The following is a 24,249-nucleotide window of genomic DNA, read 5'->3' as shown; positions in this document are numbered from 1 at the left end:
GAACTTTTTTCTGTTCTTGATGTGCGGAAAGTAAAACACGGGTTCCCAAGTCTGAGAAGGCGCTTTTTTCCCGTCAGCCGCCCATGCGGTTAGACATTGGTCGTAGGTCGCCGCCGCTCGCGTGGCATGGGCCGGGTCGGGATCTCCTTCAGGAGACCGCCAACCCCCATGCCCGCAATGTCGCCGTGGCTGACCTCGATCCCACAGGCCACCCGCGACAGAACCCAGTCCGCCCCGTTCAAGGCAGGTGAGCGTGCACAGCCCGGCAGGCCAATCACCGGGCGCGTCCCGACACAGCCCAGAAACAACAGGTTGCCCGGATCAACCGGCATCCCGAACCGCTCAACGCGCCCACCGGCCACACGCACCGCTTCGGGCGCGACATCATTGGGATCCGAGGTCGCGGACCCAGTCAGGATCAACACCAAATCCCCCTTGGCCGCTGCCACCGCCCCGGCTAACTCGTCGACCCGATGCGGCACCATCACCACCTCACTCAAATCCATCCCCAGCGCCTCAAGTCGCCCTTCGATGGCCTTGCGCCCCTTGTCTCCGACCCCACCGGGGATCTCGGTAATGATCAATGACGCGGTCTCATGCACGACCGGAGCCAGCCGCATCGCCGCCGCCCCCAATTCTGCCGCATGGGCCAAATCTGCCTCGGGCACGCCATAGGAAATGATCTTGACCGTCCCCACCATCTGCCCGGTGCCCACCTGTTGAAACGGCGGCACTGTGGCCAGCGTGATCATCGGATGCACCGCATTGAGCGCATCCAAGGCGGCCACATCCAGCACCGCCACCCCCGGACAGGCCGCCACGAGGTTCACCCGCCCGGTAAAGGCCCTTGTCCGCTCCAACTGCGCCGCCGCCTCATCCGGCACCAGCGCCCGCGCCAACCGCTCTGCGGCGACATCCTCGTACAAATCCTCGGGGTCCAGCGCGGCCACCGTGACCTCACCAATCCCCGCCCCACGCAACGCCTCGATATGCGCCGCGCCCAGCACCAACCCCTTGCGCAGCTTCTCCGACCCGGCTTGGACCGAATGGGCAAGGATCGCCCCTTCGGCGTCCAGGATGGGAACGGATCCGAACCTCACGCGCCTTTCCTCAGCACCTGCACCATCTCGGCCAAGATCGACACAGCAATCTCAGACGGCCCCGCCGCCCCGATATCAAGCCCGATCGGTCCGTGAATGCGTGCGATCTCGTTTTCCGTGAACCCGGCCTCCTGCAACCGCGCCACCCGGCTTGCGTGGGTGCGCTTGCTGCCCAGCGCGCCGATGTAAAACACGTCCGAGCGCAGCGCCACATGCAGCGCCGGATCATCCAGCTTGGGATCATGGGTCAACAAAACCAGCGCCGTGCGCCCATCCAGCCCAATCGCGTCCAGCGCCTCGTCCGGCCAGTCCTCGACAATGGTTTCGCCGGGAAACCGCGCTTCGGACCCGAACGCACTGCGCGGATCGACAAGGATCGGATCAAACCCCGCCACCCGCGCCATCGGAACAAGGGCTTGCGCGATATGCACCGCGCCCACGATCACCAGACGCAAGGGCGGGTTGTGAATGGCCACGAACCGACCATCCTCCTCCAACCCCGAACGGTCCATGCGGAACCGATCCTCGAACCCCTCTTCGCTGAGCAAACCGCCCCCGGCCTCTGCATCACAGACATAGGCCACCGGACGCCGCTCGGCCCGCGCCGTGACCAGTGCATCAAGCACAACTTCGCTCAAAACCGCCCCCACCGGTTCCACCAACACCCGGATCGTGCCACCACAGGCCAACCCCACGGCAAACGCATCCCCGTCGCTGACGCCGAATTCCAAGAGACGCCCCTTGCCCTCTTCCAGCGCCTCCAGCGCCTCGACCATCACCGCGCCTTCGACACAGCCGCCCGAGACCGAGCCTTCGATCTGACCATCGCCGGACACGACCATCTGCGCCCCCACACGGCGCGGCGCACTGCCCCAGGTCTCGACCACGGTGGCCAAGGCCGCCCCGCGCCCCGCGCGATGCCATTCCAACGCCAGTTCCGGCGCGCCCTGCAATCTGTCGCTCATGAAATCCCCCCGGCGCATTGCTGCCCTTTGCGCAAAAGATGTGGCATCCCCATCCAAAGCGCAAGTTCGACCAAATGGTACATGCCAAACAAAAAAAGGCCGGGCACCCGGCCCGGCCTTCTTCCCATCCATTTCAACAGCGGATTATTCGGCGGCTACCGGCGCAGCCCCTTCCCCGACCAGCCGCTCGGGCAACAGGAACGCCACCAGCACGAACACCGCGCCCAGAACAATGCCCAACACGTCGCCTGACATACCAACAAGACCTTCGTATTCGGCGCCCGGAACGGCGCCCAAAGTCACCTTGCCCCCGGCGATCTTGTCGAGCAGGCCACTGCCTTTCCACGCCGGATACGTCACCATGTAGGCCGCCGCGCCCAACAGGCCTCCGGCGATAAAGAACAGCGCGTCCTTGCGCCCCGAGGCCGCCGCACAGACCCCGGTACCGGGGCAATAGCCCGACGCGGCCCAACCCGCGCCCAGCATCAGCCCACCAAGGAAAACACCCACATAGGCGGTCTTGACCGACATGTGGCCGACATCCACGAGGCCCAGCATCTGGCCACCGAACATCAGGATCGACCCGGTGCCAATCGCCAGCAGGATGGTCTTCATCAGGTGCAGGTTGCGCAAGGACAACATGCGAATGATCCAGTTCGGGCTGGTTGCCCCGATCCGGTCCAGCGTCGCGCCAAAGGCGGCGCCAATCAGCAAAGCAAGAAGGATATTCATCTGATCAGGTCTCCCGTCCATACATGATCATCGCCACCGGAACGGCAGCAGCAAAGGCACCGGCGGCAAAGATGTACCCGCTCAGCGCGGTCTGCATCATGCCCGACATCATGTGCCCCGAGGTACAGCCCCCCGCCAGTCGCGCGCCGTAAAGCACGATAAAGCCGCCCAGAAAGGCCACCATGTAGCGTTTCACCGGCGTATCCCCGTAATTGGCCCGCCAGATCGCCGGCAAGCGGCGTTCATCGGCACGGATGCCGCCCCGCGCCATGGCCGACAGAAACGCGCCCACCATCATCGCCAGCACGAAGACAAAGCTGTAGTTGAGCGGATTGGCCGCGTTCTTGGCGTATTTGCCGTTGGATTTCGCAAGATAGGCGTTGCTTGACGTATAGGCGCCGTCATCGGTCTGCGTGATCAACTCGGCATTCACGGTGTTGCCGATAATCGCGTCCAGAATGACGAACTGTGTCGACACCCCGATGGGCTTGACCAGCAGCACCGCCAGAAAGAACACGAAGCCCAGCAGCACGCCGCCGGTTTTCCAGTTCAAAGGCATTGGGTGACCCTCCATATATTCGATTTGATTAATATATGGATTTTGGAATTCGAATGTCTTGATCTGGATCAAACCAGCTCAGGGGGCACCCAAGGCGGCCATCAGGCGGGCTTTTTCACCCAGATCGTCAGGACGTGAAATGGCCTCTGCAAGCTCTTCGAGCGTGGCGATCGAATGCCCCGCGCGAAAACTGTCAACATGCGGCAGCATGGCGCGAATGCCTTGGGCTTTGGGCGCGAACCCGTCCCAGCGCAGCAACGGATTGAGCCAGATCAGCCGCCGCGCACTCAGTTGCAGCCGCATCACCTCATGCGCCAGCGCCTCCGGGTCCCCCCGGTCAAGCCCGTCCGTGATCAGCAGCACCACCGCGCCCTGCCCCATCACCCGGCGCGACCAGTCGCGGTTGAAGTCATGCAGGCAATCGCCAATCCGCGTGCCGCCTTCCCAGTCCTGCGCCTCAGCCCCCGCCGCAGCCAGTGCGGAATCCACGTCGCGGGTCGCCAGATGGCGGGTGATATTGGTCAGCCGCGTGCCAAAAGTGAACCCGTGCACCTTGGCCCAGCCTGCCCCCTTGTGATTGGCGACCGCATGGAGAAAATGCAAAACCATCCGGCTGTACTGGCTCATTGAGCCTGAAATATCGCAAAGTACAACGAGGTTGGGCCAGCGGATACGCGGGCTCTTACGGGCCAGCATCTGCACCTCCCCCCCCTGCCGCATGGCTAGGCGCAGCGTGCGCCGCCAATCGGCACGCGCACCCAACGGATCAGGCTTGCCCCGGCGCGACGCAATGGGCTGGACCGGCAACGACATCCGCGCCAGCATCCGTTTCGCCGCTGCCACTTCTTCGGTGCTCATCTGTTCGAAATCGAGCGTACGCAGGCGTTCTTCGGTCGACATGGTCAACGAGGCATCCACCTCGATCTCTGTGCCTTCCTCCTCGAACTCCATGTTCGGCACATCCGTCTGCGCCCCGTCGAGCAACGCCTCGGCGGCGCGTTTTTCTCCGGCCTGCCCGCCCCGCTCTTCCTGCACACCGCGCACCGCGGGCAGCATCATCGCCATCATGTGTTCCATGAACCGCGGATCGCGCCAATAAAGGCGAAAGACCTGCGCAAACACCGTGCGATGCTCGGGTCGGGACACGAAACAGGCATGCAACGTCCAGTAGAAATCCCGTTTTTCAGAGAACCCTGCCGCCTCGACCGCACGGATCGCGTCGATCACCCGACCGGGGCCAATCGGCAACCCCGCCTTGCGCAACGCCCGGGCAAACCACGTGATATTGTGGGTCAGCTTGGGGTTTTCGGGGATCTCCAGCGGCGCGTATTCAGGCATGGCACACAGTGGGGGGCCAGCCCCCTCGTTCGAAAATGCCCGCATTTTCGAACTTCACCCCCGGGGTATTTCCGGAAAAAGAAAGCATCAGGCCGGCTCCAAGGCCGCGCGCGCCTCGTCCAGAAGGCGCTTTGCCTCGGAACCTTGCAGCTTGGCGATATCATCCTGGTATTTCAGCACCGCGCCCAGCGTGTCGGCAATGACCTGCGGCGACAATTCCAGCACATCCAGCGCCAGCAGGCATTTCGCCCAGTCGATCGTTTCCGCCACGCCGGGTTTCTTGAACAGATCCTCGGTGCGCAACCGCTGGACAAATGCCACCACTTCCCGGCTCAGCGCTTCGGAGGCTTCCGGGGCGCGTTTGGCAAGGATTTCCAGTTCGCGCGTGAAATCGGGATAATCGACCCAATGGTAAAGACAACGCCGCTTCAGCGCATCATGCACTTCGCGGGTGCGGTTCGAGGTGACAATCACGATGGGCGGCTCAGGGGCCACAATGGTCCCGATCTCGGGGATCGTGACCTGAAAATCACTGAGCGCCTCGAGCAAAAACGCCTCAAACGGCTCATCCGTGCGATCCAGCTCATCGATGAGCAACACGGGCGCACCGGCCGGATCGGGCCGCATGGCCTGCAAAAGCGGGCGTTCGACAAGGTAATCCGGGCCAAACAACTCCCGTTGCAGCACCTCGCGATCGGCATTGCCGCCCGCCTCGGCCGTGCGAATGGCCACCATCTGTGCCGCGAAGTTCCACTCGTAGACCGCGCTCGACGCATCCAGCCCCTCGTAACACTGCAACCGGATCAACCTGCGCCCCAACCCCGCGGCAATCGCCTTGGCGATTTCGGTCTTGCCGACCCCGGCCTCGCCCTCAAGGAAAATCGGCCGTCCCAGCCGCAGCGACAGGAACACAACCGTCGCCAGCGCCCGCCCGCAGACATAGCCCTGCCCGCCCAGCATCTCCTGAACCGCGTCGATACTCTCGAGATCCTGCATGGCACCCCTCCTTTGCCCCGCGTCAGGCTGCACGAGCCCCGCCCACCCCGTCAACCGCTCCGACACGCGACAAAAGTTGTAGATTGGGGCGACCTTCCCAATTTTTGCCGCAAATGGCGTGTATTTCTCCGTTCAAGAGCGCAAAAAGCGTCGGTATGATGTGGTCGGTTTCGAGGATTGAGCAGATGCAGGATTCCCCAAATGGCTTTGATGCCCCCATGCTGGGGCTCAAGCGCAAGGCGTGGCTGGCCAAGCTGGAAGAGATCGCCGAGGAGCACGGGTATTTTCAACCGCTCGGCGCGAAACACTGCGCCACGCTGATCGAGGACAAGCCGGTCCTTTTGATCACCTTCGAAACCATGCAAAGCATCCAGGACCGCGGCGATACCGGCCAGCCCCTTGGCTGGGAACTGGTGCGCGAATTGGGGTGGTCGCATCTCTGCCTTCTGTCGGACGGGGACACCTGGTTCCGCGATCCGGCGGTCTATGCCTATTTTGACCGCCTGTCCGATGATGGGTTCTTCGAGGATTTCGACCGGATCGTGGTCTATGGTGCCGGGTCCTGCGGCTATGCCGCCGCCGCCTTTTCCGCCGCCGCACCCGGTTCCACCGTGGTTGCGCTCCAACCGCAGGCCACGCTGGACCCGGACCTTACCGGCTGGGACCGCCGCTTTCCCGAGGCGCGCCGCCTCTGTTTCACGGATCGCTACGGCTATGCCCCGGACATGCTCGACGCCGCCGAAGATGCCTTTGTGATCCACGATCCGCGCCAGGATCTCGACGCCATGCATGCGGCCCTCTTCGCACGCGAAAACGTGACACGTCTGACGACCCCCTTTCTTGGCGACGACATCGAAGCCGACCTTCTCGAAATGCAGATCCTGTTCCGCATCCTAGCCAAGGCTGGCGCGGGCAAGCTCACGCCCCACGCCTTTCACCGTCTCTACCGCGCACGGCGCAATCACCGCCCCTATCTCAACGCGCTCCTGCACGAGATCGAGCGTCAGAAACGCCCCTTCATCAAGGCGCTGCTCTGCGCCAATGTTGCCCGCCGCCTGAAAGAGCCGCGCTTCATGCGCAAGCTCAACATGCTGGTGCAGGCCGCCGACAAGGGCCGCCTGGCAAGCTGAATCCACTGGATTGCCTCGCGGGTTTTGTGTAAGCGGCCCCCATGACCCAAAGCCTGATCCTTGCCCGCCCCGATGACTGGCATCTGCACCTGCGCGATGGCGCGATGCTCGCTGCCGTTCTGCCCGAAACCGCGCGCCATTTCGCCCGTGCGATCATCATGCCCAACCTCGTGCCCCCCGTCGTCACCGGCGCACAGGCCGCCGCCTATCGCGACCGCATCCTGACCGCCCTGCCCAACGGTATGGCCTTCGAACCGCTGATGACGCTCTACCTCACCGAGGACACCGATCCCGCAGACGTCGCTGCCGCCCATGCCAGCGGTCTGGTCAAGGCGGTGAAACTCTATCCGGCGGGCGCCACCACCAATTCAGCCTCCGGGGTCTCGGATTTCACCAAGGTGCGCGCCGTTCTCGAGAAAATGGCCGAGATCGGCCTGCCGCTCTGCGTTCATGGCGAAGTCACCGACCGCGACATCGACATCTTCGACCGCGAAGCCGTGTTCATCGACCGCGTGCTCGACCCGATCCGCAAGGCCACACCGGGTCTGCGCGTGGTGATGGAACACATCACCACCAAAAACGGCGCCGACTATGTGTTGGCCAATGACGCGGATCTGGGCGCAACGATCACCGTTCAGCACCTGATCCTTGATCGCAATGACATGCTCGTGGGCGGCATGCGCCCACATTATTACTGCCTGCCGATCCTGAAACGTGGCGAACACCGCGAGGCGCTGCTGACCGCCGCCATTTCCGGCGATGAACGGTTTTTCCTCGGCACCGACAGCGCTCCCCACCCGACCCACGCGAAAGAGGCCGAATGCTGTTCGGCCGGGTGCTTCACCGCGCCCAACGCCCTGCCCATCCTTGCCCAGACCTTCGAAACAGCCGGGGCATTGGACAAGCTCGAAGGCTTCATCTCGCGCCACGGTCCCGCCTTCTACGGACTTCCGGTCAACAGTGACACGATCACTCTCACCAAATCCGACGCCCCCACGACCTTCCCCGCCAAGATCGACGCAGGTGACCACACCGTCACCGTCTTCGATCCCGGCTTCCCGGTCTACTGGAGCGTGACCTGATCTTCATTTTGCCAGAAATACTCCCGCCGGAGGCATCCCGACCCCGCCCCCGGCGCAAACTCCAAGGATAATCCGATGATCCCCACCTCCTATCCCTCGCAAGAGGAAATCGCTCGCCTCACCGCCCGGATGCTGCTTGAAATCGGCGCGGTGAACTTCAACACGGACGAGCCCTACACGCTCGCCTCCGGCCTGCCCTCGCCAAGCTATATCGACTGCCGCAAGCTGATCTCCTTCCCGCGTATCCGCGCGACCCTGATGGATTTCCTCACCGTCACCGTCATGCGCAACGCGGGCTTTGAAGCCTTCGACAATATCGCGGGCGGCGAAACTGCCGGCATCCCCTTTGCCGCGCTGGTGGCCGAACGCATGGCCCTGCCGATGACCTATGTGCGCAAGAAGCCCAAGGGTTATGGCAGGAATGCCCGCATCGAAGGCGCAATGCGCGAAGGCGAACGCGTGCTGCTGGTCGAGGACCTCACCACAGACGGTGGCTCGAAACTCTCCTTCGTGGACGCGATCCGTGACACCGGTGCCACCTGCGGTCACACGGCGGTGATCTTCTACTACGACATCTTCCCCGAGACGACCAAGACGCTCGGGGACCACGGGGTCACGCTGCACCACCTCTGTACCTGGTGGGACGTGCTGGCCGAAGCCAAAGCCCAGGGTGCCTTTTCCGAAGAAACCCTTACGGAAGTCGAATCCTTCCTGCGCGACCCGCGCGCGTGGCAAGAGGCCCGCATGAAGGGCTGACCGCTGTTCGACAAGAAAATCTTGGCATGCGCCCGCCCATCCGGCGGGCGTTTTGCGCTATATGTTGACCCTGGGCCCTAGAACCTGCCAAGATAAGGTAGAGACAGGTTATCCACAGCCCATCCACATAAACATACAATTTGCGGACAGCCCGGCCTCTGGTCTAGAACCCCGTCACACGGGGAAATGGGGACAGACATGAACGAGATCGCAACCATCAATGCGACCGGAACCGAGGCAGCCGATACCGATCCGATGCCGCATTCGATTGAGGCTGAACAACAGCTTCTCGGCGCCATCCTGACCAACAACGACATCTTTGACCGGGTGGCGTCGATCATCGACTCCTCCCATTTCTACGATCCGGTGCATGCCCGCATCTATGAAGTGGCCGCCGCCCGCATCGCCAAGAACAACCTCGCCTCGCCGGTGACGCTCAAGGCGTTTCTCGAAGACGACGAGGGCCTGAAGGAACTCGGTGGTCCCGCCTATCTCGCCCGCCTCGCCGGGGCGGCGATCTCGGCCTTTGCCGCGCGCGATTACGCCCAGATGATCTATGACATGGCGATCCGCCGTGAACTCATTGGCCTTGGCAACAACATCGCCACCAAGGCCAAGAAGGTCGACGTGCAACTGGAACCCAAGGAACAGATCGTCGAGGCCGAACAGGCGCTCTACAAGCTGTCCGAGCAGGGCCAGACCGAACGCGGCTTCGTCTCCTTCCTAAAAGCGGTCACCGAGGCCGTGAACACCGCCAACGCCGCCTACCAGCGCGAAGGCGGGCTTGCGGGCATCTCCACCGGCCTGATCGACATGGACAAGAAACTCGGCGGGTTGCACCCGTCGGACCTCCTGATTCTCGCCGGGCGCCCCTCGATGGGGAAAACCTCGCTGGCCACCAACATCGCCTTCAACGTCGCCAAGGCCTACAAGAAAGGCACCAAGCCTGACGGCTCCGAAGGTGCCATCGAGGGCGGCGTTGTCGGCTTCTACTCGCTCGAAATGAGCGCCGAACAGCTTGCCGCGCGGATTCTCTCAGAGGCCGCCGAAGTGCCGTCCGAGCAGATCCGGCGCGGCGACATGACGGAGCAGGAATTCCGCCGCTTCGTCGATGCCGCCAAGGCGCTCGAAGCTTGCCCGCTCTATATCGACGACACGCCCGCCCTGCCCATCGCACAGCTTGCGGCCCGCGCCCGCCGCCTCAAGCGGACCCACGGGCTGGACTTGCTGATCATCGACTACCTGCAGCTCTGCCGCGGCACGGCCGAGAACCGGGTTCAGGAGATCGGCGAAATCTCGATGGGCATGAAGGCCATCGCCAAGGAACTCAACATCCCAGTCATTGCGCTCTCGCAGCTCAGCCGGACCGTGGAAAGCCGCGACGACAAACGCCCACAGCTTTCAGACCTGCGTGAATCCGGTTCGATCGAACAGGACGCCGATGTTGTGATGTTCGTGTTCCGTGAAGAATACTATGTCGAACGGGAAAAACCGTCCGACGAAAAGCTCGAGGAAATGGCCGTCTGGCAGGACCGCATGGAACGTCTGCACGGCAAGGCCGAGGTCATCGTCGGCAAACAACGCCACGGCCCCATCGGCACGGTCGAGCTCAGCTTCGAAGGCCGTTTCACCCGCTTTGGCAACCTCGTCAAACCCTGGCAGCAAGGCAGCGAAGGCGACTTCTAAAAGGCGCCCAAATGCACAAGGGCCGCGCATTTCCCGCCCCAAGGGGACAAGGAAAGGCGCGGCCCTCTCTTTTTCTGCGACCTCAGATCAGTTCGACCTCAAGGTCTTCGTCGTCATCTTCGACAACGGGGTCATCTTCCTCGCCGCCATCGTCGATGCTTAGCGCAGCCATCAACTCCAACCCGCTGTCGCCGCCATAACCTTCCAGCGCACCGTCTTCCAGCGCCGCATAATACGCTTCCAGTACCTCATCCGCGCTCTGGAACCCGCCCTCGGGCGCCTCGATATTGAACAGTTCAACCGGCCAGCCCTGCTCACCGAACTCATAGAAGGTGATGTTGGTCAGCGTACCGATATTGTAGTCCTCGTCGGCGATGTTCTCTTCGAAATACGCAAGGTAGTTCTCGAAAGTCGGCTCCACATCCTCGCCCAGCGCGTGACCATAGCCTTCGCGCTCTTCATCCACGACATACACACCATTGATCGGTCCGCCCTCGACAGTGGTCTCGAAAAAGACTTTCTCGATCAGCGGCTCTTCGGGCTCTTCCGGCTCCTCCGGCTCATCGGAAACGGCCTTGATCGACCCTTCCGGCGTCGTCGTCGACGTGGCGCGGATGCCAAAGACATCGATATCGTCAAGGCTCGTGATATCAAGCTGAACCGTCAGCGTATCGCCTTCCCCAACATAGGTTTCCTTGTCGGTTCCCTCCGGGCCAAGCCCCGGATCGCTCAGCTTGGCGGCCGAATCCCACTGGACCTTCTCGCCGTCCAGCCGCGCGCCGTTCATATTGAGCGGCCCGCTCAGACTTTCGCTCTTACCCGAGAAATCATCGTCGCCGAAATAGATGGCATTGACGTCCATGCCACCTTCTTCAACCGTGATATCGGCAAAAAACTCACCATTTTCTTCATAAATAACAACAGAGTATGTCAGCCCTTCGGCCTCATATGTAAAAATCTTCTCGGGCATGACATCCCCCTTTCAAGATGACTACAGGCGATGAAGTCTCCTTCCCGCCACCCAGCGCCCCCACCGGCATATCCTCATGAACACGCCCGTGTTTAACACAAATTCGCCGTAATTTTGCCGCAAATGCGCTCGCCCAACGGAAACACTCCGTTTCCGATACACGCCTACGGTGATCGGCCCCACTGATGGCGGGCGGGATCACGTCTGTCTTGACCCCGCCTCTTTTTGCCCCGACCCTGCGCCCAGGAAAGAGGGGAACGTTTTGACAATTCACGATTTCATGGCCGCCTATCACCGCGTCTGGACCAACCGCGACCCCGAAGGCTTTACCAATCTGTTCACACCCGACGGGCGCTATCACAACACGCCTTTCCAGGTGCAGACGGGGCGCGCCGAGCTGATCGAATACTGGAACCGCATCCTGCTTCAGGAAGACATCCGCATGTCGGTCAAGGTGCTGGCGGAAACCGAAACCGGCGGCATCGGCCATTGGCACGTGGATTACCAGGTCGCCTCCGAAGAGCTTTTCGAGATCTGGGCCAAATCCACCGGCACCGGCCTGCCCGATCGCAAACCCGGCGATCCCCTGCCGCGTCTGACTCTGGACGGCACGCTTCTGGCAGAATTTGCCCCCGACGGACTGGCCCGCGAGGTTCGTATCTGGTGGCACTCCAACGCCTACATGCCCTGAGACTGGCGATCCGGCCACGATCAGGCTAGCGTCGTCTCATGCAGACACTCAGACCCGCCCGCCTTTCCGACGCAAACCGCTGTTTCGCGCTTGAAACCGCCGCCTATGGCGGCCCCGAGGCCGCCTCACTTGAACGCATTTCCAAGCGGATTGCCAACTATCCCCAAGGGTTCCTTGTGCTGGAGATCGACGGCAACGTGGTGGGGTTCATCAATTCTGGCTGCGCCCGTGACGTCGAAATGTCCGACGACGCGTTCAAGGAACTGATCGGCCATGACCCAGACGCTCCGAACGTGGTTATCCTGTCGGTTGTTGTTGACCCTGCACATCAGGGAACGGGCCTGTCGCGCGCCCTCATGGTCGAGTTCATCGCCCGGATGCAGGCGATGGGCAAAGAGACGATCCATCTCATCTGCAAGGAACACCACGTTCCGCTCTACGAGAGGTTCGGCTATGCCTATGACCGCCCCTCGGCCTCAAACCATGGCGGCAAAACGTGGCACGAGATGTCCATGCAGCTGTGATCCCTGCGCGTCCGTGGCTTTCCGCTTGACCTCCGCGCCTCACCCGACAACAAACGCACCCATGGCAACAGCAACTCTGAATATTGACCTCGACGCGCTCATTTCCAACTGGCGGGCGCTGGATGCCGAAACCGCGTGCGAAACCGCCGCCGTGGTCAAGGCGAACGGCTATGGTCTGGGGGCCGACCGCGTGGCGCGCACCCTGATGAAAATCGGCGTGCGCAAGTTCTTTGTCGCCGTCGCCGAAGAAGGGGCCGCCCTGCGTCAGGCCATCGGCCCCGATCCCGAGATCAACGTCTTTTCCGGGCACATGTCAGGCGACACCGACATGATCTCCGACATGGGCCTGACCCCCATGCTCAACTCCGTTGACCAGATCGTGCGCCATGTCGAGGCGCTGCCCGCCCATCCGTTTGGCATCCAGCTTGATACCGGCATGAACCGGCTTGGCCTTGAACCGGCGGAATGGGCCGCCGTGCGCGACCTCGTGATCGAGCGCAACCCGACGCTGATCATGTCGCATCTGGCCTGCGCCGATGAACCCGAACACCCGATGAACCCGCGCCAACTCGCCGCCTTCCGCGAGATGACAGACGGGCTGAACGTGCCGCGCTCCCTCGCGGCCACGGGCGGTATACTCCTTGGGTCGGACTATCATTTCGACCTCACCCGCGCCGGCGTCGGCCTTTACGGCGGCATGCCCTTTGTCGAGGCCACCCCGGTGGCGGGCCTCTCGATCCCGGTCATTCAAATCCGCGATGTCGCGATTGGCGAAACCGTCGGCTACTCAAACACATGGATCGCCGAACGCCCCAGCCGCGTCGCCACCATTTCGGCGGGCTATGCCGACGGCATCCTCCGCGCCATGGGCCCCGAGATTTCCGTCTTCGCAGGCGAGGCCCGCTGCAAGGTGATCGGCCGCATCTCGATGGACCTGATCGCTGTCGATGTCACCGACCTTGACGAAACCCCAACCCATGTCGAACTGCTCGGGCAACACCAGTCGGTCGACACCGTGGCCGAGGCCGCCGGCACTATCGGCTACGAAATCCTCACCTCGCTCGGGCATCGCTATGCCCGCCGCTACCGGGGCGGCTGATGCTCCTGCTCCATCCCCTCGCCGCCATAGGGCGGCGCACGCTGGCGCTCCTCGCAATGTTGGGCAACGTCACGCTCTTCGTGATCGGCGCCATCACCCATATCTTCCGCCCGCCCTTCTATGGGCGCGAGTTTCTCAATGCGCTTTTGCATATCGGCTGGCTGTCGCTGCCTGTCGTGGGCATGACCGCGATCTTCACCGGCGGCGCGCTGGCCCTGCAGATCTATGACGGCTCCTCACGCTTTTCAGCCGAAGCCGTTGTGCCCCAGATCGTCGCCATCGGCATGGTGCGCGAGTTGGGGCCTGTGCTCGTCGGCCTCATGGTGGCCGCCCGCGTGACCTCGTCCATCGCGGCCGAGATCGCCACGATGAAGGTCACCGAACAGATCGACGCGCTGACCACGCTCTCGACCCACCCGATGAAATACCTCACTGCCCCGCGCGTGCTGGCAGCCCTTCTGGTCGTGCCCGTGCTGGTCGGGATCGGCGATATCATCGGCATCTACGGCGGCTTTCTGGTCTCCACCGGACAGCTCGGCTTCAACCCGGCCAATTACATCCGCAACACCGCCGATTTCCTTGAAGCTTCCGACGTGATCTCTTCGCTGATCAAGGGCTCTGCCTTTGGCGGCATCGCCGCCGTGATGGGCTGCTATTTCGGCATGAACTCGGGCCGCGGCGCGCAAGGCGTCGGACAGGCCACCAAAAGCTCGGTTCAGGCCGCCGCCGTGCTGATCCTTGCCGCCAATTTCCTGCTCACATCTCTGTTCTTTGCCTCATGATCACCTTTCAGGACGTCCATAAATCCTTCGGCCCCAAGAAGGTGCTGCGCGGGGTTAACCTCGATATCCCCAAGGGCACGTCCATGGTGATCATCGGCGGCTCCGGCACCGGCAAATCCGTGGCGCTGAAATGCGTTCTCGGACTGATCACGCCGGATGCGGGTACCATCATGGTCGATGGCAAAGACGCCACCATGGGCGACCGCGACGCCTTTCTCGCCCGCTTTGGCATGCTGTTTCAGGGCGGCGCGCTGTTTGACTCGCTCACCGTCTGGCAAAACGTCGCCTTCCGCCTCCTGCGCGGTTCCCTGAAACGCCCAAAACACGAGGCGCGCGAGATCGCCATCGAGAAGCTGCGCCGCGTCGGCCTCACTCCGGACGTCGCCGATCTCTTCCCGTCCGAGCTTTCGGGCGGCATGCAGAAACGTGTCGGCCTCGCCCGCGCCATCGCCGCCGAGCCCGAGATCATCTTCTTTGACGAGCCCACCACCGGGCTTGATCCGATCATGTCCGGCGTCATCAACGACCTGATCCGCGAGATCGTCGTGGAAATGGGCGCCACCGCCATGACCATCACCCACGACATGACCTCCGTGCGCGCGATTGCCGACAATGTCGCCATGCTGCATGACGGCGTGATCCAATGGACCGGCCCGGTAGGCGAGATGGACACTTCCGGCGACCCCTACCTGACCCAGTTCATTTCAGGCAGTGCAGACGGGCCGATCGAGGCGGTGCGCTAAGGCGAAAGACCTCTCGAAATGCTCCCAGTCCTCCCCCAAGCCTACGCGACCGCGACCATGATCTTCTTGGTTTGGAGCTTTTTGCGCGAAGGTTTCAAAACCAATCCCAGTGGTTCAGTTGCGCAGAATTGGAGACCCGTTTGGGTTCCTATGGTACTTGGCGCGATTGCCGGGTTCATTGTCCATGTCGCGCTGTTGGTCGTGAAAGCACCTCAATCGGACCTTTCACAATTTCCCCCTCAAATCGCGACAGCGATTATTGGCGTCGGCTTTCATTACTTTTTGACAAGAAGGATGAAACGCCCATTTTTCGTGAGTCTCGGAGTTCTGAGTGCGACGGGGATCTTTGCCATGATGTTGAGCTCGATCCCCAGCCAGTGATCCTCATCTGTGGCCGCGAAGCAAAGCCCGGAATCGAGGCATGCTTTTGCACGCCGCCGGGCAGCGCCCGACCGCCCCATGGGCGGGCGCTTTTGCAACACCTCCACTCCGCACCACCGTCAAAAGTACTCGGCACCATAAACCACCCAGCCAAAATCGTTGGAACGCCCACCCGCGGTCGGGCGCCACCCGGCCAATCCACAACAAACCCCTGCGCACTCTCCCTTAACACCCCCCCCAAAACGCGATCCGCGAAATCCATACCGACGCAATACCGACGTGATACCGACGCAATACCGCGCCCCAATTTCCCACAAAATCAGCATCTTAAACCTGATTCGCCCCATCCCACCGCACGCTCCCCGTTGCGCACTCCCCCAAAACCCCCTAGCTGACACAACATGACCCTGCGCCTTGCCAACCTCGCCCTGCTGATCCTGTTCCCCATCGCGTGGTTCGCCCCGCTCCTGCGCGCCGGGTTCCTGCCGATCTTTGGCCTCTCGGAAATCTCGATCATCTCCGGCCTGCAATCGCTCTGGGACAGCGACCCGGTACTTGCTCTGCTCGTCACCTTCCTCGCCATCTTCGCGCCCTACATGAAGGTGATCGGCGTCGCCCTGATCCAATTCGGCTACCTGCGCCGCAAAACCCTTACCGTACTGGAATTCCTTGGAAAACTCGCCATGGCCGACGTCTTCCTGATCGCGCTTTACGTGGTGATCGTCAAAGGCGCGGGCCGGGTTACCGTCGAAACCGGCTGGGGCCTCTACCTCTTCACCGGCTGCGTTCTGGCCTCGATCGCGATTAGCCATTTGACGCGCAAGCGGTAGTGGTCCAAAACAAGAACATGGCCAAGTCAAAAACCCAGTTCACCTGCACCGCCTGCGGCAATGTCACCACCAAATGGGCCGGGCGCTGCGAAGCCTGCGGCGAATGGAATTCCATTGTCGAAGAGGCCCCGCTCTCCTCCGGTCCCTCCGCCGCCACCCTTGGCACGGCGCGGGGTCGGCGCATCGAACTGACCGATCTGCGGACCGAGGAAACCCCGCCCCCCCGCACGGTCTCTGGCGTGGCTGAACTTGACCGCGTTCTTGGCGGTGGTCTGGTCCCGGCCAGCGCCATTCTCGTCGGCGGTGATCCGGGTATCGGCAAGTCCACCCTGCTCCTGCAGGCCGCTGCAAGATTTGCCCGTATGGGTTTGAAAACAATCTATGTTTCCGGCGAGGAGGCCAGCGCACAGGTGCGCATGCGCGCGCAACGTCTGGGCCTCACCCAGTCGCCGGTACAGCTCGCCGCCGAAACCAACCTGCGCGACATCCTCACCACGCTGGACGAAGAACGCCCGCAGCTTGCCATCATCGATTCAATCCAGACCATGTGGTCGGACAGCATCGGTTCCGCCCCTGGTTCCGTGTCACAGGTCCGCGCCGCCGCCCACGAACTCACCGCCTTTGCCAAGCGCAAGGGCATGGCCGTCATCCTCGTCGGCCACGTCACCAAAGAAGGCCAGATCGCAGGCCCCCGCGTCGTCGAACACATGGTCGACACGGTGCTCTATTTCGAGGGCGAACGCGGCCACCAGTTCCGCGTTCTGCGCGCCGTTAAAAACCGCTTTGGCCCTGCCGATGAAATCGGCGTCTTCGAGATGACCGGCAAGGGGCTCGCCGAAGTTACCAACCCCTCGGCCCTGTTCCTGTCGGATCGTGGCCAGCCCACGCCGGGCAGCGTGGTCTTTGCCGGGATCGAAGGCACCCGTCCCGTGCTGATCGAGCTTCAGGCGCTGGTCGCCCCCTCGCCCCATTCTCAGCCGCGCCGCACGGTTGTCGGGTGGGATGGCGGACGTCTGGCGATGATTCTCGCCGTACTCGAAGCGCGCTGCGGCATCCCTTTCGCCGGACTTGATGTCTATCTGAACGTCGCAGGCGGCATGAAAATCTCCGAACCCGCCGCCGATCTCGCCGTCGCCGCCGCTTTGCTCTCTGCGCGGGAAGACGCCGCCCTGCCCGCAGATACGGTGGTTTTTGGCGAAATTAGCCTCTCCGGCGCCCTTCGCGCGGTCGGTCAGACAGAAAACAGGTTGAAAGAAGCCCAAAAACTTGGTTTTTCATCAGCCATTGCTCCGAAAGGCGGCAAATCCCTGACCGTGGATGGCATCAAGCTGAACCGGATCACGGATCTGGCCAGCTTTGTGGGCGAAACATTCGGAGCGGGTTAACCTGCCCTCCGTCACGAAAAACGGCCCAGAGGGAACGGGAATACATGGACGGTTTCACCATCATCGACGGCGTCGTCGCAGGCGTCATCATCATCTCTGCGCTGCTGGCCTATAGCCGCGGCCTCGTACGCGAAGCCATGGCCATTGCAGGATGGGTGGCTGCGGCCATCCTTGCCTTCATGTTCGCGCCGCAGGTGCAACCGCTGGTCAAGGAAATCCCGGTTGTCGGCGATTATCTCTCGGATAGCTGCGAGCTGTCGATCATCGCCAGCTTTGCCGTGGTCTTTGCCCTGTCTCTCGTGGTCGTGTCGCTGTTCACACCACTCTTTTCCACGCTCGTCCAGCGCTCGGCACTGGGTGGTCTGGATCAGGGCATGGGCTTCATCTTCGGAGTTCTGCGCGGCATTCTGCTCGTGGCGATTGCGTTCTTTGTCTATGAAACCGTGATCACCTCGCAAAGCATCGCCATGGTCGATGACAGCCGCTCGGCTCAGGTGTTCTCACGCATGACACAACAGATCGAGGATCGCGATCCCGAACAGGCGCTTGGTTGGATCACCACTCAGTACGAACAACTGGTCGGTATGTGCGAGAAATAAGCACGCCAGACTCCCAATTCCTGAAGGCCCGCGGTGTTCACGCGGGCCTTTTTGCATCGCAAAGAGCGTCCCACCGGCTTCCGGCTGCTTTCGCTTGTTCACCTGCGCCCTGCAAGCTAGCGTTCCTCAACTTGAACAAACAGGCTTGAACAATGCGGCTTTGGATTGCAGCCCTTCTTTTCACGGCGTTTCTGGTCCCTGCCGTTATCCTGATCGTCCTGCTTCCTCCCAACACGCTTACCTTCGCTGCTGGCCCCAAGGGAGGCGCCTATGCCCAAGTGGCCGAACGCTATCGTGACATCCTCGCACGCGACGGAATCGAACTCGAAATCCTCTACACCAACGGTTCGGTCGACAACGCCGCGCTGCTCTCTGGCGGAGAAGCCGACGTGGCCCTGCTTCAGGGGGGCGTCGAAATAGAAGAACACGCCGCCGAAGCCATTGCAGGCGTCTTCTATGAACCCATGCTGTTCCTCGTACAGACCAAGCGCAACATTCCGACAAACCCGGCCCTCTGGCGCGGCATGCGGATCACCAGCGGCCAGATCGGATCGGGCACGCATGTCGCTTTCCAGGATTTCCAGGCCGCCGCGGGCATCGCCCCCGACAGCAACGCCAACGCTTACCTCTCGTATGATGCCGCGCTTGAGGCGCTGCAAACGGGTGAGGTGGACATGGCCGTCTTCGTGACCACGATTGATGCGCCTTACCTTGCCCGTGCCTATGCCTCGGACAATATCGCCTTTTTGTCGATCGACTATGTCGAAACCATCTCGCGGCGTCTCGAATATGCTACCGTGGCCACCATCCCGAGCGGCGCCATATCGCTCCTGCCGGTGGTGCCGCGCGCCGCGCAACAGGTGCTCGCACTCGAGGCCCGCCTGATCATGACCCCCAACCTGCATCCCGCACTCATCAACCGGCTGACCATGGCGGCCAAGGAACTGCACTCGGCGCGCGATATCATCACCGGGCGCAACACCTTCCCCTCTGTCGAAGGCACCGGAATGACGGTCAACACGGTTGCCCGCCAACTGATTCAGGAGGGCCCGTCGACCTGGCATCAATGGCTGCCCTACTGGATGGCCGCCCAGCTCAATCGCCTGCTGCTCCTGACCCTTCCCATATTGCTTATCCTGGTTCCCTTGCTGCGCGTGTTCCCGGCAATCTACGCCTATTTCATGGGGTGGCGGGTCTGGCAGCACTATCCGCATATCCGCCAGATCGAAGATGAACTGACCGTGAAACAGGACGCCGGCACGCTGCAGACCATGGATCAGCAGCTCGAAGACATGGACAGCCGGATCGCCAGCCTGCGCCTGCCCGCCGCCTATCGCCCCGCCGCCTATCACGCCCGGATGCATATCGACCTCGTTCGCAAACGCATCGAGGACAAATACGCCCGCGAACATCCTGAAACGTGATCAGGCAGAGACCACCCGCCCCTTGATGCATCGCGCCCCGCCCCCTATCTGCGGCACACACGCGCGGGGCCAAGACTTTTGTGATCCTTTCGTGACATACTGCCCCCGACCCCTTAAGAGGGGCGCAAGCCTGCCAAATCGGATTCGGAGCCACTCGCCTTGTCCAAGCATATGCCGCCCGCCCATCCCTTCGACTTTGACGCCATGCGCCCGTTCGCGGACGACGACAAACTGAAAGAGGAGTGCGGCGTCTTCGGCGTCATCGGCCTCGCCGACGCGGCCAATTTCGTGGCCCTCGGCCTGCATGCGCTGCAACACCGTGGACAAGAGGCGGGTGGTATCGTCTGCCATCACCCGGAACACGGCTTCAACAGTGCCCGCCGTTTCGGCTATGTGCGTGACAACTTCACCAAGGCCAGCCTGATGGAAACCCTGCCCGGTCCGCTTGCGATCGGGCATGTGCGCTATTCCACCGCCGGCTCCAAGGGCGCGGCCATCCGCGACGTCCAACCCTTCTTTGGCGAGTTTTCCATGGGCGGCGCGGCCATCGCCCATAACGGCAACATCACCAATGCCAACGCCCTGCGCAAGGAACTGATCGAGCGCGGCTCGATCTTCCAGAGCAGCTCGGACAGTGAATGCATCATCCATCTGATGGCCCGCTCACTTCAGCGCAACATCCCCGAACGCATGCAAGACGCCCTGCGCCGGGTCGAAGGCGCCTTCTCGGTCGTGGCCATGACACGCACCAAACTGATCGGCGTGCGCGACCCGCATGGCGTGCGTCCTCTGGTGCTCGGGCGCCTTGGCGATGGTTGGGTCCTCAGCTCGGAAACCTGCGGCCTCGACATCATCGGCGCCGAATACATCCGCGAAATCGAACCCGGTGAAATGGTGGTCATTACAGAGGAAGACGGAGTCGAAAGCTCGTTCCCCTTCCGCCCTCAACCCAGCAAGTTCTGCATCTTCGAACACGTCTATTTCTCGCGCCCCGATTCGATCATCGGTGGGCGCTCCGTCTATGAAACCCGCCGCCAGATCGGCGTGGAACTGGCCCGCGAGAACCCGGTCGAGGCCGATCTCGTCTGCGCCGTTCCCGACAGTGGCACCCCCGCCGCCATCGGCTTCAGCCAGGAAAGCGGCATTCCCTTTGCCATGGGCATCATCCGCAACCAGTACATGGGGCGTACCTTCATCGAACCCACCGAGCAGATCCGGAACATGGGTGTGCGGCTTAAACTGAATGTTAACCGCGCCCTGATAAAAGGAAAGCGCGTGATCCTGGTGGATGATTCGGTTGTCCGCGGCACTACCAGCCGCAAGATCAAGGAAATGATCCTTGATGCCGGCGCGAAAGAGGTGCATTTCCGCATCGCCTCACCGCCGACGGCATGGCCCTGCTTCTACGGCGTCGATACGCCGCAACGCGAGAAACTGCTTGCGGCCACCATGTCCGAGGATGAAATGGCAGAGCACCTCGCGGTGGACAGCCTGAAATTCATCTCGCTCGACGGGCTTTATCGCGCCGTGGGCGAAGCGACAGGCCGCTCCAAGGACTGCCCGCAATACTGCGACGCCTGCTTCTCGGGCGAATACCCGGTCACGCCCTCCGACATGCTCGAAAAGGGTTTCGAAATGAAGGCGGCGGAATAGCCACCGCCTCCACGCGCTCGCGCCCGGGCAGCCCGCACTCCCCCGTGACTGGCGAGGCAATGCTGCAGTGCGGCAAAAACCTGCCGAGCGGTCCCCGACCGCTCTTTTCTTCCCGACTGCCCCCTGATACCTGCCGTCCTCGTGCCCGCCAAAGGGGCAAGGAACACAGGTATCTCATGACCGCCAAAACCCCCGACGCCGTGGCCGCGACGGCCACCACCCCGGGCGTGCTCAAGAACCGCACGCGCCTGACGCTGATCGGCCTGATGGGCACCACCGAGAATCCCTCGGCGCTCCTGCTCACCCCGTCCGGGCGCACGCTCAAGGTCGGCCTCGGAGACCGGACCCCGGGCGGCAAGGTGGTCGGTATCGACAATACCAGCATTGTCCTGCAATCCGGTTCACGCGAAACCCGGCTGACCATGCCGAACTGACCCCCAACTTTCTTTTTCCCAAAATACCCCGGGGTGAAGCCTGAAAATCCTGCAGGATTTTCAGGCTGAGGGGCTGGCCCCTCACCCTCCCTCTTGACCTCCTGCGCCCAAGGGCGCACATGAAGCGCATGACTGACAGCACTTCTTCCGAGAAAATCGCGCTGGTGACAGGCGCATCGCGCGGCCTTGGCGCCGCTTTCGCCGAAGCCCTCAGCCCGGCTTATCACGTCGTCGCCGTGGCCCGCACCACTGGCGGGCTCGAGGAACTGGATGACCGCATCCAGGCCAAGGGTGGCAAGGCGACGCTGGCCCCGATGGACATCACCAATGTCGACGCCATGGCCCAGCTCTGCCGCTCGATCCACGACCGCTGGGGCAAGATCGACCTCTGGGTGCACACCGCCATCCACGGCGCCCCGCTCACCCCGGCAGGACATATCGACCCCAAGGACTGGGACAAGTCGGTCAAGATCAATCTCGACGCCACCGGCCGCCTGATCCCCTTCCTGACGCCTTTGCTGAGCGAAGACGGCCATGCCGTGTTCTTCGATGATCCGCATGGCGGCGAGAAGTTCTTCGGCAGCTACGGCGCAACCAAGACCGGTCAGATTGCCCTCGCCAAAAGCTGGCAGGTGGAAAACACGAATATTGGCCCCAAGGTCTCGATCCTGTCGCCCAACCCCATGCCCACGGGTCTGCGCGCCCGCTTCCATCCCGGTGAAGACCGCGCACCCCTTGCCCATCCGCGCGACGAAGCGGCCCGGCTTCTGACAGAACTGGGTCTCTGACGCCTCTTACCGGCGCGAACACGGGGTTGCGATACTTGCCCCCCGCCCATGGCTCCACTAGACAGGAGCCAAGAGGCGGTTAGGGGCAGGCAAAACATGCGTATTCTCATCACCAATGACGACGGTATCAACGCGCCCGGACTGGCCGTGCTGTACAAGATCGCCGCAGAGGTGGCAGGCAAAGATGGCGAAGTCTGGACCGTCGCACCGGCGTTCGAACAATCCGGCGTGGCCCACTGCATCAGCTACACCCACCCCACGATGATCGCCAAAATGGGCGACCGCAGCTTTGCCGCCGAAGGAAGCCCCGCAGACTGCGTGCTTGCGGGCGTGCATGACGTGATGAAGGGCCGCCGCCCCGACCTGATCCTGTCCGGCGTGAACCGGGGCAACAACTCCGCCGAGAACGCGCTTTATTCGGGTACGCTCGGCGGCGCCATGGAAGGCGCGTTGCAGGGCATCCCCTCCATGGCCCTGTCGCAATATCTTGGCCCCGCGAACTACACCGCGGAAGACCCGTTCGACGCCGCCGGACAATTCGGGGCCGACGTGGTGCGCAAGATATTGGCCGCAACACCCGATAACCCATCGGCCTACCATCTGTTTTACAACATCAATTTCCCACCGGTCATGGCCGATGACGTCAAGGGCGTTCGGGTCACGACCCAGGGCATGCGCCAGGGTACAAACTTCTCGGTCGAACCCCACGCCTCGCCCTCTGGGCGGCGGTTTCTCTGGGCCAAGGGCGGCAACCAGCAGATCCAGACCGAGGCAGGCAGCGACGCTGCCGCCAACCTTGACGGATACATTTCCGTCACGCCGATGCGCGCCGACCTGACCGCGCATGATGCGCTTGCGGCGCTGAAGGGGATCGAATGAGCCTCGAAGACGACGCCACCGCCGAACGCAAGATGCAGTTCCTCTTTGCGCTGCGCTCAAAGGGGGTCATGGATCCGGCGGTCCTGACGGCCATGGAACGCATTGACCGGGGCCGCTTCGTGCGTGGCCTCTTTGCCGAACGCGCCTACGAGGACACGCCGCTTCCCATCGCCTGTGGCCAGACCATTTCCCAACCCAGTGTCGTGGCGCTCATGACGCAGGCGCTCGAGGTCAGCGCACGCGACAAGGTGCTCGAAGTGGGCACCGGTTCCGGCTATCAGGCCGCGATCCTGAGCCTTCTGGCGCGGCGCGTCTACACCGTGGACCGGCACAAACGATTGGTGCGCGAGGCGCGCGAGGTCTTCGAAGAACTGGACCTCGTGAATATTACCGCCTTCACCTCGGACGGCAGCTTCGGTCTGCCCGATCAGGCCCCCTTTGATCGCATCATCGTGACCGCCGCCGCCGAGGACCCGCCCGGCCCCCTCTTGGCCCAATTGAAGATCGGCGGTATCATGGTGCTGCCCGTGGGCCAGTCGGACACGGTGCAAAGCCTGATCCGCGTGCGGCGGACTGAGACCGGGTTTGATTATGATGAACTGCGCCCGGTGCGCTTTGTGCCCTTGATCGAAGGCATCGCGCGCGATAATTGAGCATTTTGGGCCGGGTTTCCCCTTGGAAACAGAGAAATCCGCGCCATTTTGAAATTGACGAGTGACAAAC

Annotated in this window: 26 protein-coding genes; 19 read left to right on the top strand and 7 right to left on the bottom strand. The window is 62.4% G+C overall.

Annotation, left to right across the window (positions count from 1 at the left end; genetic code table 11):
- Positions 1-89 precede the first annotated feature (89 nt).
- The 6 genes from ACS3QZ_RS02220 to ACS3QZ_RS02195 all read right to left on the bottom strand — a co-directional run bounded on the left by ACS3QZ_RS02220 (position 90) and on the right by ACS3QZ_RS02195 (position 5,690).
- Entirely contained in the window at positions 90-1,100 is a 1,011-nt protein-coding gene (locus tag ACS3QZ_RS02220; RefSeq protein ID WP_456036371.1) for a molybdopterin-binding protein, read from the bottom strand.
- On the bottom strand, positions 1,097-2,065 hold the full coding sequence (locus tag ACS3QZ_RS02215) for an XdhC family protein (protein WP_456036370.1): 969 nt from the start codon (positions 2,063-2,065) through the stop codon (positions 1,097-1,099). The genes ACS3QZ_RS02220 and ACS3QZ_RS02215 overlap by 4 nt, the downstream gene beginning before the upstream one ends.
- A gap of 144 nt (positions 2,066-2,209) precedes the next feature.
- A complete protein-coding gene (locus ACS3QZ_RS02210) occupies positions 2,210-2,797 on the bottom strand; it encodes a DUF6691 family protein (RefSeq protein ID WP_456036369.1) in 588 nt (195 codons plus the stop codon).
- Between the two features lie 4 nt (positions 2,798-2,801).
- A complete protein-coding gene (locus ACS3QZ_RS02205) occupies positions 2,802-3,356 on the bottom strand; it encodes a YeeE/YedE thiosulfate transporter family protein (protein WP_456036368.1) in 555 nt (184 codons plus the stop codon).
- Between the two features lie 78 nt (positions 3,357-3,434).
- Positions 3,435-4,694: a vWA domain-containing protein gene (locus tag ACS3QZ_RS02200; RefSeq protein ID WP_456039297.1), complete on the bottom strand. Its 1,260-nt coding sequence runs from the start codon at positions 4,692-4,694 to the stop codon at positions 3,435-3,437.
- Positions 4,695-4,781: 87 nt separating this feature from the next.
- A complete protein-coding gene (locus ACS3QZ_RS02195; protein ID WP_456036367.1) occupies positions 4,782-5,690 on the bottom strand; it encodes an AAA family ATPase in 909 nt (302 codons plus the stop codon).
- A gap of 185 nt (positions 5,691-5,875) precedes the next feature.
- Here ACS3QZ_RS02195 and ACS3QZ_RS02190 point away from each other — a divergent pair, with 185 nt between their 5' ends.
- The 4 genes from ACS3QZ_RS02190 to ACS3QZ_RS02175 all read left to right on the top strand — a co-directional run bounded on the left by ACS3QZ_RS02190 (position 5,876) and on the right by ACS3QZ_RS02175 (position 10,344).
- Complete coding sequence (locus ACS3QZ_RS02190; RefSeq protein ID WP_456036366.1) at positions 5,876-6,820, top strand: phosphoadenosine phosphosulfate reductase; 945 nt, start codon at positions 5,876-5,878, stop codon at positions 6,818-6,820.
- A gap of 41 nt (positions 6,821-6,861) precedes the next feature.
- Entirely contained in the window at positions 6,862-7,902 is a 1,041-nt protein-coding gene (pyrC, locus tag ACS3QZ_RS02185; RefSeq protein ID WP_456036365.1) for a dihydroorotase, read from the top strand.
- A gap of 75 nt (positions 7,903-7,977) precedes the next feature.
- Positions 7,978-8,658 carry an orotate phosphoribosyltransferase gene (locus tag ACS3QZ_RS02180; protein ID WP_456036364.1) on the top strand — a complete coding sequence of 227 codons (681 nt, stop codon included), beginning with the start codon at positions 7,978-7,980 and terminating at the stop codon, positions 8,656-8,658.
- A 198-nt stretch (positions 8,659-8,856) separates the two neighbouring features.
- Entirely contained in the window at positions 8,857-10,344 is a 1,488-nt protein-coding gene (locus ACS3QZ_RS02175; RefSeq protein WP_456036363.1) for a replicative DNA helicase, read from the top strand.
- A gap of 82 nt (positions 10,345-10,426) precedes the next feature.
- Here ACS3QZ_RS02175 and ACS3QZ_RS02170 read toward each other — a convergent pair whose 3' ends face one another.
- Entirely contained in the window at positions 10,427-11,314 is an 888-nt protein-coding gene (locus tag ACS3QZ_RS02170) for a hypothetical protein (protein ID WP_456036362.1), read from the bottom strand.
- 262 nt (positions 11,315-11,576) lie between these two features.
- On the opposite strand from ACS3QZ_RS02170, the gene ACS3QZ_RS02165 reads away from it, so the two are divergent.
- The 15 genes from ACS3QZ_RS02165 to ACS3QZ_RS02095 all read left to right on the top strand — a co-directional run bounded on the left by ACS3QZ_RS02165 (position 11,577) and on the right by ACS3QZ_RS02095 (position 24,179).
- A complete protein-coding gene (locus ACS3QZ_RS02165) occupies positions 11,577-12,005 on the top strand; it encodes a nuclear transport factor 2 family protein (protein ID WP_456036361.1) in 429 nt (142 codons plus the stop codon).
- 38 nt (positions 12,006-12,043) lie between these two features.
- Positions 12,044-12,529 carry a GNAT family N-acetyltransferase gene (locus tag ACS3QZ_RS02160; RefSeq protein WP_456036360.1) on the top strand — a complete coding sequence of 162 codons (486 nt, stop codon included), beginning with the start codon at positions 12,044-12,046 and terminating at the stop codon, positions 12,527-12,529.
- A 61-nt stretch (positions 12,530-12,590) separates the two neighbouring features.
- Positions 12,591-13,628: an alanine racemase gene (gene alr / locus ACS3QZ_RS02155; RefSeq protein WP_456036359.1), complete on the top strand. Its 1,038-nt coding sequence runs from the start codon at positions 12,591-12,593 to the stop codon at positions 13,626-13,628.
- A complete protein-coding gene (locus ACS3QZ_RS02150; RefSeq protein WP_456036358.1) occupies positions 13,628-14,410 on the top strand; it encodes an MlaE family ABC transporter permease in 783 nt (260 codons plus the stop codon). The genes alr and ACS3QZ_RS02150 overlap by 1 nt, the downstream gene beginning before the upstream one ends.
- A complete protein-coding gene (locus ACS3QZ_RS02145; RefSeq protein WP_456036357.1) occupies positions 14,407-15,153 on the top strand; it encodes an ABC transporter ATP-binding protein in 747 nt (248 codons plus the stop codon). Before ACS3QZ_RS02150 ends, ACS3QZ_RS02145 begins: the two co-directional genes overlap by 4 nt.
- 57 nt (positions 15,154-15,210) lie before the next feature.
- Positions 15,211-15,534, top strand: a complete 324-nt coding sequence (locus ACS3QZ_RS02140; RefSeq protein ID WP_456036356.1) for a hypothetical protein — start codon at positions 15,211-15,213, stop codon at positions 15,532-15,534.
- 401 nt (positions 15,535-15,935) lie between these two features.
- Entirely contained in the window at positions 15,936-16,364 is a 429-nt protein-coding gene (locus ACS3QZ_RS02135; protein ID WP_456036355.1) for a paraquat-inducible protein A, read from the top strand.
- A gap of 17 nt (positions 16,365-16,381) precedes the next feature.
- Positions 16,382-17,749, top strand: coding sequence for a DNA repair protein RadA (gene radA, locus ACS3QZ_RS02130; protein ID WP_456036354.1), 1,368 nt, complete (start codon positions 16,382-16,384; stop codon positions 17,747-17,749).
- Positions 17,750-17,793: 44 nt separating this feature from the next.
- A complete protein-coding gene (locus ACS3QZ_RS02125; protein WP_456036353.1) occupies positions 17,794-18,348 on the top strand; it encodes a CvpA family protein in 555 nt (184 codons plus the stop codon).
- A gap of 152 nt (positions 18,349-18,500) precedes the next feature.
- Positions 18,501-19,772: a TAXI family TRAP transporter solute-binding subunit gene (locus tag ACS3QZ_RS02120; RefSeq protein ID WP_456036352.1), complete on the top strand. Its 1,272-nt coding sequence runs from the start codon at positions 18,501-18,503 to the stop codon at positions 19,770-19,772.
- A gap of 171 nt (positions 19,773-19,943) precedes the next feature.
- Positions 19,944-21,425: an amidophosphoribosyltransferase gene (gene purF, locus ACS3QZ_RS02115; RefSeq protein WP_093092880.1), complete on the top strand. Its 1,482-nt coding sequence runs from the start codon at positions 19,944-19,946 to the stop codon at positions 21,423-21,425.
- A 176-nt stretch (positions 21,426-21,601) separates the two neighbouring features.
- Positions 21,602-21,859 carry a hypothetical protein gene (locus tag ACS3QZ_RS02110; RefSeq protein ID WP_456036351.1) on the top strand — a complete coding sequence of 86 codons (258 nt, stop codon included), beginning with the start codon at positions 21,602-21,604 and terminating at the stop codon, positions 21,857-21,859.
- Positions 21,860-21,987: 128 nt separating this feature from the next.
- A complete protein-coding gene (locus tag ACS3QZ_RS02105) occupies positions 21,988-22,647 on the top strand; it encodes an SDR family NAD(P)-dependent oxidoreductase (RefSeq protein WP_456039296.1) in 660 nt (219 codons plus the stop codon).
- 96 nt (positions 22,648-22,743) lie between these two features.
- Positions 22,744-23,526: a 5'/3'-nucleotidase SurE gene (gene surE / locus ACS3QZ_RS02100; protein ID WP_456036350.1), complete on the top strand. Its 783-nt coding sequence runs from the start codon at positions 22,744-22,746 to the stop codon at positions 23,524-23,526.
- The gene (locus ACS3QZ_RS02095; RefSeq protein WP_456036349.1) at positions 23,523-24,179 is read left to right on the top strand and encodes a protein-L-isoaspartate(D-aspartate) O-methyltransferase; all 657 of its coding nucleotides are present in this window, start codon (positions 23,523-23,525) and stop codon (positions 24,177-24,179) included. Before surE ends, ACS3QZ_RS02095 begins: the two co-directional genes overlap by 4 nt.
- Positions 24,180-24,249: the final 70 nt, after the last annotated feature.

This window comes from Shimia sp. W99 (assembly GCF_053851455.3).
The sequence above is the reverse complement of the archived record's forward strand: the minus strand, read 5'-3'. Positions and strand labels throughout refer to the sequence as shown.

Excerpts from the sequence above, each read along its gene's own strand:
- ACS3QZ_RS02205 (WP_456036368.1), bottom strand. The coding sequence starts at position 3,356 with ATGCCTTTGAACTGGAAAACCGGCGGCGTGCTGCTGGGCTTCGTGTTC.
- ACS3QZ_RS02110 (WP_456036351.1), top strand. The coding sequence starts at position 21,602 with ATGACCGCCAAAACCCCCGACGCCGTGGCCGCGACGGCCACCACCCCG.
- ACS3QZ_RS02215 (WP_456036370.1), bottom strand. The coding sequence starts at position 2,065 with ATGAGCGACAGATTGCAGGGCGCGCCGGAACTGGCGTTGGAATGGCAT.
- ACS3QZ_RS02135 (WP_456036355.1), top strand. The coding sequence starts at position 15,936 with ATGACCCTGCGCCTTGCCAACCTCGCCCTGCTGATCCTGTTCCCCATC.
- alr (WP_456036359.1), top strand. The coding sequence starts at position 12,591 with ATGGCAACAGCAACTCTGAATATTGACCTCGACGCGCTCATTTCCAAC.
- ACS3QZ_RS02125 (WP_456036353.1), top strand. The coding sequence starts at position 17,794 with ATGGACGGTTTCACCATCATCGACGGCGTCGTCGCAGGCGTCATCATC.
- ACS3QZ_RS02140 (WP_456036356.1), top strand. The coding sequence starts at position 15,211 with ATGATCTTCTTGGTTTGGAGCTTTTTGCGCGAAGGTTTCAAAACCAAT.
- ACS3QZ_RS02195 (WP_456036367.1), bottom strand. The coding sequence starts at position 5,690 with ATGCAGGATCTCGAGAGTATCGACGCGGTTCAGGAGATGCTGGGCGGG.
- ACS3QZ_RS02180 (WP_456036364.1), top strand. The coding sequence starts at position 7,978 with ATGATCCCCACCTCCTATCCCTCGCAAGAGGAAATCGCTCGCCTCACC.
- ACS3QZ_RS02120 (WP_456036352.1), top strand. The coding sequence starts at position 18,501 with ATGCGGCTTTGGATTGCAGCCCTTCTTTTCACGGCGTTTCTGGTCCCT.
- purF (WP_093092880.1), top strand. The coding sequence starts at position 19,944 with ATGCCGCCCGCCCATCCCTTCGACTTTGACGCCATGCGCCCGTTCGCG.
- ACS3QZ_RS02200 (WP_456039297.1), bottom strand. The coding sequence starts at position 4,694 with ATGCCTGAATACGCGCCGCTGGAGATCCCCGAAAACCCCAAGCTGACC.
- ACS3QZ_RS02150 (WP_456036358.1), top strand. The coding sequence starts at position 13,628 with ATGCTCCTGCTCCATCCCCTCGCCGCCATAGGGCGGCGCACGCTGGCG.
- ACS3QZ_RS02175 (WP_456036363.1), top strand. The coding sequence starts at position 8,857 with ATGAACGAGATCGCAACCATCAATGCGACCGGAACCGAGGCAGCCGAT.
- surE (WP_456036350.1), top strand. The coding sequence starts at position 22,744 with ATGCGTATTCTCATCACCAATGACGACGGTATCAACGCGCCCGGACTG.
- radA (WP_456036354.1), top strand. The coding sequence starts at position 16,382 with ATGGCCAAGTCAAAAACCCAGTTCACCTGCACCGCCTGCGGCAATGTC.
- ACS3QZ_RS02210 (WP_456036369.1), bottom strand. The coding sequence starts at position 2,797 with ATGAATATCCTTCTTGCTTTGCTGATTGGCGCCGCCTTTGGCGCGACG.
- ACS3QZ_RS02145 (WP_456036357.1), top strand. The coding sequence starts at position 14,407 with ATGATCACCTTTCAGGACGTCCATAAATCCTTCGGCCCCAAGAAGGTG.
- ACS3QZ_RS02105 (WP_456039296.1), top strand. The coding sequence starts at position 21,988 with ATGACTGACAGCACTTCTTCCGAGAAAATCGCGCTGGTGACAGGCGCA.
- ACS3QZ_RS02170 (WP_456036362.1), bottom strand. The coding sequence starts at position 11,314 with ATGCCCGAGAAGATTTTTACATATGAGGCCGAAGGGCTGACATACTCT.
- ACS3QZ_RS02190 (WP_456036366.1), top strand. The coding sequence starts at position 5,876 with ATGCAGGATTCCCCAAATGGCTTTGATGCCCCCATGCTGGGGCTCAAG.
- pyrC (WP_456036365.1), top strand. The coding sequence starts at position 6,862 with ATGACCCAAAGCCTGATCCTTGCCCGCCCCGATGACTGGCATCTGCAC.
- ACS3QZ_RS02160 (WP_456036360.1), top strand. The coding sequence starts at position 12,044 with ATGCAGACACTCAGACCCGCCCGCCTTTCCGACGCAAACCGCTGTTTC.
- ACS3QZ_RS02095 (WP_456036349.1), top strand. The coding sequence starts at position 23,523 with ATGAGCCTCGAAGACGACGCCACCGCCGAACGCAAGATGCAGTTCCTC.